Raw genomic sequence first — 10787 nt, forward strand, 5'->3', positions numbered from 1 at the left:
TGTGCCACCCCGGGGCTGCCTGAATGAAGGTGGCCTCTGCTGCCTGCCGCCAGGCCGGTTTTACTCTGCTGGAGGTGTTGCTGGTCGCCATGTTGATGGGATGGCCCGGGGCCACCGCCATGCAGCTAAGGCAGATGCCATGAAGCAGAGTCGCCAGGGCGGTTTTACTCTGCTGGAGGTGTTGCTGGTCGCCATGTTGATGGGACTGGTGGCCACCGCCGTCACCCTCAGCATGGGGGGCGCCAGGGGGGACAGGGAGCTGGACAAGCAGGCGCGTCGCTTCATGGCGGTGTTGCAGCAGGCCCAGCAGCAGGCGGTGATGGATGGTCGCCTGCTGGGGCTGCGCCTCGATGACCATGGCTGGCAGTTCATGCGCCGCCAGGGCAAGGATCGCAGCTGGCAACCCCTGGAAGGGGACAAGCTGCTGGGCCCGGTCGAGCTCGGCGACGATATCCGCCTCACCCTGGAGCTGGCCGGTTTTGCCTGGCAGCCACAGGAGGACGAGCGGGGAGAGGCAAGCCGTCCCCAGGTGCTCATCTTCCCCGGTGATGAGCTGACCCCTTTCGTGCTGACTCTGAACCAGCGGGTCGATGATGCCCAGTATGTGCGGGTGGTGCGCGCCGACGAGTTCGGTACCCTGAGCCTTGATGAATCCGGGGAGGCGACCCCATGAAGGCGCGCGGCATGACGCTGCTGGAGGTGATGGTGGCCCTGGTGGTGTTCGCCATCGCCGGGCTCGCCGTGATGAAGAGCGCCAGCGAGCACCTCTCTGGTCTCAGCCATCTGGAGCAGAAGACCCTGGCCACCTGGGTCGCCCAGAACCAGCTGGTGCAGCAGAAACTCGAGGCCAGGTGGCCCAGCGACAGCTGGGTCGAGGGGCAGGAGGAGATGGCCGGCCAGCTCTGGTTCTGGCGCTATCGTGGCGTCGCCACCAGCGATGCCAACTTCAAGGCGCTGGATCTGGAGGTGCGCAGCGCCCCCAAGGCCGACAACCCGGTCGCCATGATGCGGACTTATATCAGCCGATGATGCGTCTCCCTCCTCGCCCCCGTCACACCGGCTTTACCCTGCTTGAGATGCTGGTGGCCATCGCCATCTTCGCCGGCCTCAGCCTGGGGGCCTATCAGGTGTTGCAGGGGGTGCTCACCAGCGACGAGGTGGCCAGGAAGAAGGAGCTGCGGCTGGCCGAGCTGCAGCGCGCCTTCGACCTGCTGGAGCGGGACGTGGGCCAGATGGTGCCGCGCACCGGCCGCATCGAGGGGGAGAGCAACCGGGTGCTGCTGGCGGCGACCCGCTTCGGTCAGGAGAGTGACGACTGGGGCATGGCCTTCATCCGCGGCGGCTGGCTCAACCCGGACGGCATCTTGCCGCGCTCCGGCTTGCAGCGGGTGGGCTGGCGGCTCAAGGGACAGACCCTGGAGCGGCTGAGCTACCTCTATCCGGATCCGGTGATCGGCACCGAACCCAGGGTGCAGCCCCTGCTCGGCAAGGTGAGCGGACTGCGGATCTTCTTCTATGCAGAGGGGAGCTGGCGTTCGGAGTGGACCACGGCCGATCGTCTGCCCGAGGGGCTGGCGGTGGAGCTGGATCTGGAGGATTACGGCACCCTGCGCCGTCAGTTCCTGATCGGTGCCCCAGGCGCGAGGATCGAAGATGCACCGACGCAATCCTGAGGGGCGCGGGCCTGGCCGAAACCGGGGCATGGCGCTGCTGGTGGTGCTGCTCATCCTCTCGGTGATGGTCATCATCGCCAGCAACATGAGCGGGCGATTGCAGCTGGAGCTGCGTCGCACCAGCAACCTCACCACGGGCAAGCAAGCCTGGTGGTATGCCCTGTCCGCCGAGGCCCTGGTCAGCAAGATCCTGGCCCAGGACTTCAAGGATGACCCCAAGGTGGTGAGCCTGGGCCAGTATTGGGCCCGCAAGGACGGGGTCTTCCCGGTGGAGGATGGCACCCTCAAGGGGGAGGTGCGGGATCTGCAGGGGTGCTTCAACCTCAACAGCCTGAGCGTGGCGCGCAAGGGGGACGGCACGGACGATGAGGCGAACCCGCCCTATCCGGTCAAGGTGTTTCGCACCCTGCTGACCCTGCTCGAGGTGGATGAGTATGAGGCGGTGCAACTGACGGACGCGGTGCGTGACTGGACCGACAGCGATACCGTGCTGGTCTCCAGCTACGGCGCCGAGGATGCCTACTACGAGGGGCTGGATCCCCCCTATCTGCCCGCCAATCAGAAGATGCTGGGGGTGGATGAGTTGCGGGCGGTGCGCGGGGTGGGCAGTGCCCTCTACGCCAGGTTGGTGCCCTATGTCTGCGCCCTGCCCAATGACAAGCTGCTGGTCAACATCAACACCCTAGCCCCGGAGCAGGCCGAGCTGCTGGCGGCCCTCTACCTCGGCAAGATAGGGGTGGACGATGCCAGGGCCGTGCTCAGCGACCGCCCCAGGAAGGGGTGGCAGGACAAGCAGGAGATGACATCCCTGCCCGCTCTGGCGGCTGGCGCCGGGCTGACCGGATTGAACGAGGCGCTCGGCGTCAAGAGCGACTATTTTGCGGCCTACCTGCTGGCCGAGGTGGCCGATACCCGGGCCAGGCTGGAGACCTACTTCCAGCGCAGCAAAGAGAACAAGCCGGTGGTGCTGCGCCGGGTCAATGGGGGCGCCGAGTGAGCGGCTCCGACCCGGCGCGCCACCCCGCAGCCAATAGCAAGCGTCAGCCGCCGCACCGTCGGGGCAGACCAAGGAGAGAGTGTTGAACGAGAGTCTGGTCATCCGTCTGGGCACAACCCAGGAAGAGCCGGTCGACTGGCTGGTCTGGTCGGCGCGGGAGGGGGAGATCATCGCCTCCGGCACCCTGGCCTCGGCCCATGGGCTGCACGAGTTGCGCGAGCGGGCCGGAGGGCGCCCCGTGGTGACCCTGGTGCCCGGCAGCGCCGTCATCTTCCGGCGGGTACGCCTGCCGGGCAAATACAACCGCCAGTCGGCGGCGGCCCTGCCCTACCTGCTGGAGGAGCAGATCGCCTCGGACGTGGAGTCCCTGCATCTGGTGGTGCTGGGTCATGAGGGACACGAGGTGGATCTGATGGCGGTGGACAGCCAGCAGATGCGCCGCTGGCTCGGCTGGCTGGAGGCGGCCGGGCTCGGCTGCGTGCAGATGCTGCCAGACGTGCTGGCGCTGCCTCAGGCGGCGGACGGCTGGTCCGCCCTGCAACTGGGCAGGCACTGGCTGGTGCGCCAAGGCCCCCATCAGGGGCTGGTGGCCGACCAGGCCCTGCTCGGCCTGCTGCTGGCGGCCCAGGCCGAACCCGTCACTCTCCATAGCCATACCCCGGCTCCCGCCATCGCGGGCGCCGACTGGCAGGCGGCGGATCCGGAACTGCCCATGTTGCTGCTGGCGCGGGAGGCGTTGCGCGGCCAGATCAACCTGTTGCAGGGCCCCTTCCGGCCCCAGACCGAATACGGCCGTCACTGGTTGCAGTGGCGCAAGGTGCTGGGCGTGGCGGCGGCCCTGCTGCTGGTCACCCTGGGGCAGCGGGGGCTGGCCCTGTATCAGCTGGCGGAGCAGGACAAGGTCCTCAAGGGGGAGATCCGGCAGGTCTACACCCGCATCTTCCCCGGGGAGAGCCGGATAGTGAACGTGCGCAGCCAGATGGAGCAGCACCTGCGGCTGCTGGGGGCGGCGCCCCAGAGCGGCGTACTGCTGCTGTTGACTGAGCTGGCCCCTGTGTTTGCCGAGGTGCCCGGGCTCAAACCCGAGGTGCTGCGCTTCGACGCCACCCGGGGCGAGCTCAGGTTGCAGGTGACGGCCCCCGGCTTCACCGAGATCGAGCGTTTCCGCGAGCTGGCGGGCAAGCGCTTCGAGGTGCAGCAGGGAGAGGTGCGAAGCACCGAGGGTAGGGTAGAAGGGGCGCTGGTGCTCAAGGATAAATCATCATGATGGCAAGGTTTGAACTCTGGTGGCGTGGTCTCAGCGCCCGGGAACAGCGGCTGCTGGCGGTGGGGGGCAGCGTGCTGCTCATCGGTCTCTTCTACTGGCTGGTGTGGCAGCCCCTCGGCAATCGCATCGAGGAGCGGGAGCGCCAGGTGAAGAGCCAGCAGCAGACCCTGATCTGGCTGAAAGAGAAGGGAGAGCAGGTGCTGGCGGCCCAGGCGGGCAGCGGCCGCGACCTGGATCTGGGGGGCACCCTGGATGGCGTGGTCAATCGCACCGCCTTCAACCACAAGATCAAGATCGCCCGGCTGCAACCCCAGGGCCAGGAGCTGCAAGTCTGGATAGACCAGGTCGCCTTCGACGATCTGCTGATGTGGCTGGCCGAGCTGGCGGACAAGTACGGTGTCAAGGTAGAAGTGATAGAGGTGGCCCGCGAGCAACTGCCCGCCGGCATGGTCAAGGTGAGACGCTTACAGGTGAGTCGCCCGCAATGAAACGCAAGATCTGGATACTGGTCGTCTTCCTGCTGGCCTGGCTCGGCTTCCTGCTGATCAGCGTGCCCGCCAGCCTGGTGGCGCGTCATCTGCCCCTGCCCCCCATGGTCAGGTTGGAAGGGGTGAGCGGCACCCTCTGGCAGGGGGAGGTGGCCCGGCTGCAATACGCCAGCGAGTCCCTGACCCGGCTGCGCTGGGATCTCGACGGCTGGTCGCTGCTGCGGCTGGCCCCCGAGGTCGCCCTGCGCTTCGGCGAGCGGGACGGCCTCAACGGCCAGGGGGTGATCGGCTGGAATGGCGCCGCCTTCGGTCGCGACCTCACCCTGAACGCCCCCGCCCCCTGGCTGCTGGCGCGGTTGCCCATGCGCCTGCCCTTCCCCCTGACGGCGGCGGGCCAGCTGCAGCTCAAGGTGGATCAGTTCGCCCAGGGCCAGCCCTGGTGCGACAGCCTGTATGGCAACCTCTACTGGTACGGCGCCGAGACCCAGACGCCGGCGGGCAAGCTGCTGCTGGGGGATCCCGAGGCGAGGCTCAGCTGCCTGGATTCGACCCTGAAGGTGGATCTCAAGCAGGGATCGGAGGCGGTGCAGGTGGCGGGCCAGCTTGAGCTCAAGGCCAATCGCCAGTACCTGTTCCTGGGCACCCTCAAGCCCGGGCCCGCGCTGCCGGATCAGATGAAGCAGGGGCTGCCCTTCCTCGGTCAGCCCGACGGTCAGGGCCGCTTCCCGCTGCGCTATCAGGGCCGGATCTGACGGCGCAGCCGGTTGGCTTGGCCTGCATGAACACCACCCCGCCTCGGCGGGGTGGTGTCGTTATGGAGCGGGGTCCTCGGGTGGGGCGCCGCTCAGGGGCGTGGTGATGAGGTGGTTGAGAAAGAGGCGAAACAGTTCGGCCCGGGAGCTGAGCCGCAGCTTGCCGTAGAGGTGCTTGCGGTGATTTTTGACCGTGCCGCCGCCGATGCCGAGTGCGGCGGCGATGGCCTCGGTATCCAGCCCCTGCAGCAGCAATCCCGCCACCTGGCGCTCCCGGCGGGTGAGCCTGTCCCCGCCCACGCTGGCGATGGCCTGCTCCACCGCCCCCCTGAGGTCGGCCCCCTCGGGCTGGGGGCTCTGTGCCAGCCGCACCTCCTCCTGGCGCCAGTGCTGGCGGCACAGGGAATGGATCAGGGGGAAGATGTCCTCCAGCCGGGCCCGCTCCTCCGGGCGCAGGCTGTGGCGCTTGTCGAGGCGGCCGAGAAACAGCATCAGGGTGAGGCCACTGCGCACCGGCAGGATCAGCCCCACCTCCTCCTGCCAGCCGGTGGCCTGATAGAAGTGGTGGCGATACTCGGGGTCGAGGCGCCCCTTCGATACCTGCGCCAGGGTCCAGACCCCGGCCCCCAGCCCTTGCTCCAGCGCCTGCATAAAGGGATCCTGGCTGAAGTGGCTGGTGAGGTAGCGTTCGAACAGCAGGGCCCGCTGGTGGCTCAGGTTGTCATAGAGGTAGACGGGGCGCTGGCCCACCCCGAGCAGCAGGGCGCAGTCGAACGCCACCTGCTGTTGGATGAGGCGCACCAGGGCCGGTGCAAAGGCCGGGCTGTGCAGGGCATCGACGACGGCGGTCAGGCTGGCGGTCAGCGCATCTGCGGCAAGCGGTGGGGTCATGGCGACGGGCTCCGGGTGACGGGGACAGGCTCCCCGATATGGGCGGGATGCTAGCACGGGAGTGGCAAAACTGTCCCTTGGGGGACATATCCGCCGCCGGCCTGAGGGGCGAGGATGGGCGCTTTCCCCTGAGGTTGGAGACCCCATGACAGACCCCCATTTGCTTGACGATCTTACCGAACGCGGCCTGGTGGCCCAGATGTCCGACCCGGCGGCCCTGCGCGATCATCTGGCCACGCCACGCACCCTCTACTGCGGCTTCGATCCCACCGCCGGCAGCCTGCACATCGGCCATCTGGTACCGCTCCTGATGCTGCGCCGCTTCCAGCTCGCCGGCCACACCCCGGTGGCCCTGGTGGGCGGCGCCACCGGCCTCATCGGCGATCCCAGCTTCAAGGCGACCGAGCGCAGCCTCAACAGCGCCGATACCGTGCAGGGCTGGGTGGCCAGCCTGTCGGCCCAGATCCGGGCACTGCTGCCGGCGAGCGAGGGGCTGACGGCCCCCGTGCTGGTCAACAACGCCGACTGGATGGGGCAGATGTCCGCCCTCGATTTTCTGCGAGACGTCGGCAAGCACTTCTCGGTCAACGCCATGCTGGCGCGGGAATCGGTGCGCCAGCGCCTCGCCCGTCCGGATCAGGGCATCTCCTTCACCGAGTTCGCCTATGCCCTGCTGCAATCCCAGGACTTCGCCGTGCTCAACCAGCGCCTCGGTTGCACCCTGCAGATCGGCGGCAACGACCAGTGGGGCAACATCACCAGCGGCATGGATCTCACCCGGCGGCTGCATCAGACCCAGGTCCACGGCATGACCCTGCCCCTCATCACCAAGGCGGACGGCACCAAGTTCGGCAAGACCGAGGGTGGGGCCATCTGGCTGGATCCGGCGCTCACCTCCCCCTACGCCTTCCATCAGTTCTGGCTCGGCACCGCTGACGAGGATGTCTACCGCTTCCTGCGCTACTACAGCTTTATGCCGCTCTCGGCCATCAGGGATCTGGAGGCGGAAGACGCCAAGCGGCAGGGGCGCAAGCTGGCCCAGCAGGTGCTGGCGGACGAGCTGACCGAACTGGTGCACGGCAAGGGGGCGCTGGCGGCGGCGCGGCGCATCGGCGAGCTCTTGTTCAGTGGCGACGTGGCCGGGCTCGGGGAGAGCGATCTCGCCCAGCTGGCCCAGGATGGCCTGCCTTGCTGCCGCATCGAGGGGGAAACAGACCTGGTCACCCTGCTGGTGGAGAGTGGTCTGGCGAGCTCGAAGCGCATCGCCCGGGAGCTGCTGGCGGCGGGGGCTGTCAGCCTCAACGGCGCCATAAGACAGGATGAGCGGCTGGGGGCAGCGGATCGGCTGTTTGGTCGCTACCTGCTGCTGCGCCGGGGCAAGAAGCAGTACCGGCTGGTGAGCTGGCCGCAGTGAAGCATCCCCATGGGGGTTGCGAAGGGGAGGGGGTGGACGGCGGGAGCTTGCGCCCCTTTGCCCGTGGTGTTCGTCCTGCGACTCGTTTACTCTTGAGTCATGACTCTCGCCAGTGGCCCGGCTATGGATCCCAACAAGCGCAAACCCGACATCATCAAGGCCGAAATCGTGGCCGAAAGCCGCCTGTTCAAGGTGGAATCCCTGCATCTCAAGTTCTCCAATGGCGAGGAGCGGGTCTATGAGCGGATGCGTGGCGGCAACCGGGGCGCCGTCATGGTGGTGCCCATGCTGGACGCCGACACCCTGCTGCTGATCCGCGAATATGCCGCCGGGACCCACTCTTACGAGTTGGGCTTTCCCAAGGGGTTGATCGATCCGGGCGAGGATGCCCTGACGGCGGGCAATCGGGAGCTGATGGAGGAGGCGGGCTTCGGGGCAGGCAGCCTGATCCCGCTCAAACAGGTCTCCCTGGCCCCGGGCTACTTCGCCAGCAAGATGGACATACTGCTGGCACGGGATCTCTTCCCCGAGTGGCGGCTCGGCGACGAGCCCGAGCCCCTCGAGGTGATCCCCTGGCCCCTCTCTCGCATCGATGAGCTGCTCGAGCGGGAAGACTTCACCGAATCACGCAGCATCAGTGCCCTGCTGCTGACCCAGAAGTGGTTGGCCCGGCAGGAAAAATAACGAGCGGTGCCATGGAGGATGAGAAGATGCAGGAATTACTGAGCTGGGTGCCCGGGGTCAAGGAGATCGCCCGCGAGGCCGGCAGGATACTCCACGAGATCTATCGGGGGGGCCAGTTCGAGCGGGAGCTCAAGGCGGATGACTCCCCGGTCACCAGTGCCGATCTCGCGGCCGACGCCTACCTCAAGCAGGCGCTGGCGGCGCTCACCCCCCATGTGCCCGTGCTGACCGAAGAGGCGGCCGATGTGCCCTTCAGCCAGCGCGCCAACTGGCGGCAATACTGGCTGGTGGATCCCCTCGACGGCACCGGCGAGTTCATCGCCGGCAGCGGTGACTTCGCCACCCTGATCGCCCTGGTGCGGGACAATGTGCCCGTGCTCGGGGTCATCTATGCCCCCGAATCCGACGTGCTCTACTGGGCGGTGCGCGGCCACGGCGCCTTCAAGGAGGCGAACGGCGAGGTACATCCCATCAGCGCCGTGCACCACGAGCACGACCAGCCGGACTCCCTGGTGGTGGCCATCAGCCGCCGCCAGAAGCTGGAGAATCTGACCCGCCGCCTCAACCCGGCCATCCACTACGATCTGGTCCCCCTCGGCTCCAGCTCCCTCAAGTCCTGTCTGGTGGCGGAGGGGGCGGCGGATTGCTACGTGCGCCTCGGCCCCACCGGGGAGTGGGACACCGCCGCCGCCCAGTGCATCGTCGAGGCGGCCGGGGGGCGCATCCTCAGCCTGGCGCTGCAACCGCTGCGCTACAACGAAACCGAGTCGCTCGAGAACCCGGACTTCATCGTGATGGGGGATCCGGATCTCGCCTGGCACAAGATCCTGGCCCATTGAGGCGGTTGATATTCAAGCATGTCAGCCAAACAGGCGGCCCGCTGGTCGCCGGTTTGCCTGGTGTGATCCGCTGCTTTATCGCGGCATATGCAGGGATATCCGCTGGCTATGCCCGGCGATGACAGTGGATCATCACAAGTTCCCGCTCGCTGCTGGGATGTTTTTTCATGTAATTCCGACAACGTCCATTTCTTCAAAATATAACGTCAAAATTTATTAATATTTTGGTTTTATATTTCGCATTATTACCTGTGTACGGTTCAACTGAATTATCCACTTCCCATCCCCTGCCCAATCCCACTGGCTGAGCCGCGCTTTGCCAGTGAGATCTGCCAATGCGGATTTTTGAGAATTAAATGCTAAAGGAGCACAATGCTTCCAGATTTTAATACTGGGCATGAGTGGTTTATTAATGAGTTCATCTGCAGAGATCTCCCGGGCGTTATCAGGCTCCCCATCCATCGGCCGCACCGGCTGGCGCCGTCACGACACCCACTGGGTCATCAGCCTGTTTGGCACCGCGGTCGGCGCCGGCATCCTGTTTTTGCCCATCAACCTGGGTCTGGGGGGCATCTGGCCCCTGGCGATAGTTGCCGTGCTGGCCGGTCCCATGACCTTCCTGGCCCACCGCGGGCTGGCGCGCTTCGTACTCTCGTCGTCGCGCCCCCACGCCGACTTCACCGAGGTAACGGAGGAGCACTTCGGCAAGATGGCCGGCCGCCTCATCTCCGTGCTCTACTTCCTCTCCATCTTCCCCATCCTGCTCATCTATGGCGTCGGCCTGACCAACACGGTGGAGAGCTTCATGGTCAACCAGCTCGGCATGGCTGCCCCGAACCGGGTCATGCTCTCCGGCCTGCTGGTGCTTGCCATGATCGCCGTGATGATGGCCGGCGAGCGGGCGATGCTGCGTGCGTTCGCCTTCATGGTCTATCCGCTGGCGGCCATTCTGGCGGCCCTCTCCGTCTACCTCATTCCCCAGTGGCACTGGCCACAAATGACCGCCTTCGAGGGGGCCAGCTTCCTCAACACCGTCTGGCTGGCGCTGCCGGTCACAGTGTTCGCCTTCAGCCACGCCGCCGCCATCTCCGGCTTTGCCAACGTGCAGCGCCGCGAATATGGCGAGCAGGCCGAAGCCAGGAGCGGCCTGATCCTGCGCAACACCACCGTCATGCTGGTGGGTTTCGTGCTCTTCTTCGTCTTCTCCTGCGTGTTGAGCCTCTCCCCGGCCCAGCTGGCCGAGGCCAAGGCCCAGAATGTCTCCGTGCTCTCCTATCTCGCCAACATCACCGACAATCCTGTGATCGTGACGCTAGGGCCCCTCATCGCCTTCATCGCCATCAGCTCCTCCTTCCTCGGCCACTTCCTCGGCGCCCGGGAGAGCCTGAAAAGCCTGATCGCCAAGCCCACCGGCCTGTCGCTGGCCAGGGCGGACCGGCTGGGCATCGCCATCATGTTCTTTGCCATCTGGGGGGCGGCGGTCATCAACCCAGGCATCCTCGGCCTGATGGAGACCCTCTCCGGCCCCGTCATCGCCATGATCCTGTTCATCATGCCGGTGGTGGCCATCTACAAGGTGGAGGCGCTGGCTCGTTTTCGTCAGGGCTGGGCCAACGGCTTCATCCTGCTGACCGGGACCCTTGCGGTCTCGGCCCTGCTGTTCAGCCTGTTGAAGTAACAGCGGCGCTGCGGCCAGAAAGAGCTGCGGCCAGAAAGAGAAGAGGGGGCCCCCGGGGGGGCCGGGGGGTTTGTATGGGGGGGGAAGCCCCCCAGGGGCCCGGG

At 66.5% G+C, this 10787-nt stretch carries 13 protein-coding genes; 12 read left to right on the plus strand and 1 reads right to left on the minus strand.

Annotated elements, in window-relative coordinates:
• Positions 1-23 precede the first annotated feature (23 nt).
• The 8 genes from ACW5W4_RS17020 to exeN all read left to right on the plus strand — a co-directional run bounded on the left by ACW5W4_RS17020 (position 24) and on the right by exeN (position 5177).
• Positions 24-143: a prepilin-type N-terminal cleavage/methylation domain-containing protein gene (locus ACW5W4_RS17020; protein ID WP_456690174.1), complete on the plus strand. Its 120-nt coding sequence runs from the start codon at positions 24-26 to the stop codon at positions 141-143.
• Positions 140-673 carry a GspH family T2SS minor pseudopilin variant ExeH gene (gene exeH / locus ACW5W4_RS17025; protein WP_456690175.1) on the plus strand — a complete coding sequence of 178 codons (534 nt, stop codon included), beginning with the start codon at positions 140-142 and terminating at the stop codon, positions 671-673. Before ACW5W4_RS17020 ends, exeH begins: the two co-directional genes overlap by 4 nt.
• Positions 670-1029: a GspI family T2SS minor pseudopilin variant ExeI gene (gene exeI / locus ACW5W4_RS17030; protein ID WP_427261987.1), complete on the plus strand. Its 360-nt coding sequence runs from the start codon at positions 670-672 to the stop codon at positions 1027-1029. The genes exeH and exeI overlap by 4 nt, the downstream gene beginning before the upstream one ends.
• A complete protein-coding gene (gene exeJ, locus ACW5W4_RS17035) occupies positions 1026-1673 on the plus strand; it encodes a GspJ family T2SS minor pseudopilin variant ExeJ (RefSeq protein WP_456690176.1) in 648 nt (215 codons plus the stop codon). Before exeI ends, exeJ begins: the two co-directional genes overlap by 4 nt.
• Complete coding sequence (exeK, locus tag ACW5W4_RS17040) at positions 1654-2670, plus strand: GspK family T2SS minor pseudopilin variant ExeK (RefSeq protein ID WP_456690177.1); 1017 nt, start codon at positions 1654-1656, stop codon at positions 2668-2670. The genes exeJ and exeK overlap by 20 nt, the downstream gene beginning before the upstream one ends.
• Before the next feature lie 82 nt (positions 2671-2752).
• Positions 2753-3937 (plus strand): GspL family type II secretion system protein ExeL, encoded by a 1185-nt coding sequence (exeL, locus tag ACW5W4_RS17045; protein WP_456690178.1) that lies wholly within the window; start codon positions 2753-2755, stop codon positions 3935-3937.
• Positions 3934-4425, plus strand: coding sequence for a GspM family type II secretion system protein ExeM (gene exeM, locus ACW5W4_RS17050; protein WP_427261983.1), 492 nt, complete (start codon positions 3934-3936; stop codon positions 4423-4425). The genes exeL and exeM overlap by 4 nt, the downstream gene beginning before the upstream one ends.
• Entirely contained in the window at positions 4422-5177 is a 756-nt protein-coding gene (gene exeN / locus ACW5W4_RS17055; protein ID WP_456690179.1) for a GspN family type II secretion system protein ExeN, read from the plus strand. The genes exeM and exeN overlap by 4 nt, the downstream gene beginning before the upstream one ends.
• A 60-nt stretch (positions 5178-5237) precedes the next feature.
• Here the strand turns inward: exeN and ACW5W4_RS17060 are convergent, their stop codons facing one another.
• Positions 5238-6068 (minus strand): helix-turn-helix transcriptional regulator, encoded by an 831-nt coding sequence (locus ACW5W4_RS17060; protein WP_456690180.1) that lies wholly within the window; start codon positions 6066-6068, stop codon positions 5238-5240.
• Between the two features lie 145 nt (positions 6069-6213).
• Between ACW5W4_RS17060 and tyrS the strand changes: the two genes are divergently transcribed.
• From tyrS to ACW5W4_RS17080, 4 genes are all read left to right on the plus strand, one after another.
• Complete coding sequence (tyrS, locus tag ACW5W4_RS17065; RefSeq protein WP_456690181.1) at positions 6214-7482, plus strand: tyrosine--tRNA ligase; 1269 nt, start codon at positions 6214-6216, stop codon at positions 7480-7482.
• Between the two features lie 99 nt (positions 7483-7581).
• Entirely contained in the window at positions 7582-8166 is a 585-nt protein-coding gene (gene nudE, locus ACW5W4_RS17070) for an ADP compounds hydrolase NudE (protein ID WP_427261979.1), read from the plus strand.
• A gap of 26 nt (positions 8167-8192) precedes the next feature.
• Positions 8193-9005, plus strand: a complete 813-nt coding sequence (gene cysQ / locus ACW5W4_RS17075; RefSeq protein WP_456690182.1) for a 3'(2'),5'-bisphosphate nucleotidase CysQ — start codon at positions 8193-8195, stop codon at positions 9003-9005.
• Positions 9006-9417: 412 nt separating this feature from the next.
• Positions 9418-10683 carry an aromatic amino acid transport family protein gene (locus tag ACW5W4_RS17080; RefSeq protein ID WP_456690183.1) on the plus strand — a complete coding sequence of 422 codons (1266 nt, stop codon included), beginning with the start codon at positions 9418-9420 and terminating at the stop codon, positions 10681-10683.
• Positions 10684-10787: the final 104 nt, after the last annotated feature.

It is taken from the genome of Aeromonas crassostreae (assembly GCF_054052445.1).

What these genes read in the sequence shown, in the direction of transcription:
- ACW5W4_RS17080 (WP_456690183.1), top strand. Translation starts at nt 9,418, where the DNA reads ATGAGTTCATCTGCAGAGATCTCCCGGGCGTTATCAGGCTCCCCATCC.
- cysQ (WP_456690182.1), top strand. Translation starts at nt 8,193, where the DNA reads ATGCAGGAATTACTGAGCTGGGTGCCCGGGGTCAAGGAGATCGCCCGC.
- ACW5W4_RS17060 (WP_456690180.1), bottom strand. Translation starts at nt 6,068, where the DNA reads ATGACCCCACCGCTTGCCGCAGATGCGCTGACCGCCAGCCTGACCGCC.
- exeN (WP_456690179.1), top strand. Translation starts at nt 4,422, where the DNA reads ATGAAACGCAAGATCTGGATACTGGTCGTCTTCCTGCTGGCCTGGCTC.
- exeJ (WP_456690176.1), top strand. Translation starts at nt 1,026, where the DNA reads ATGATGCGTCTCCCTCCTCGCCCCCGTCACACCGGCTTTACCCTGCTT.
- exeM (WP_427261983.1), top strand. Translation starts at nt 3,934, where the DNA reads ATGATGGCAAGGTTTGAACTCTGGTGGCGTGGTCTCAGCGCCCGGGAA.
- tyrS (WP_456690181.1), top strand. Translation starts at nt 6,214, where the DNA reads ATGACAGACCCCCATTTGCTTGACGATCTTACCGAACGCGGCCTGGTG.
- exeH (WP_456690175.1), top strand. Translation starts at nt 140, where the DNA reads ATGAAGCAGAGTCGCCAGGGCGGTTTTACTCTGCTGGAGGTGTTGCTG.
- exeI (WP_427261987.1), top strand. Translation starts at nt 670, where the DNA reads ATGAAGGCGCGCGGCATGACGCTGCTGGAGGTGATGGTGGCCCTGGTG.
- exeK (WP_456690177.1), top strand. Translation starts at nt 1,654, where the DNA reads ATGCACCGACGCAATCCTGAGGGGCGCGGGCCTGGCCGAAACCGGGGC.
- ACW5W4_RS17020 (WP_456690174.1), top strand. Translation starts at nt 24, where the DNA reads ATGAAGGTGGCCTCTGCTGCCTGCCGCCAGGCCGGTTTTACTCTGCTG.
- nudE (WP_427261979.1), top strand. Translation starts at nt 7,582, where the DNA reads ATGACTCTCGCCAGTGGCCCGGCTATGGATCCCAACAAGCGCAAACCC.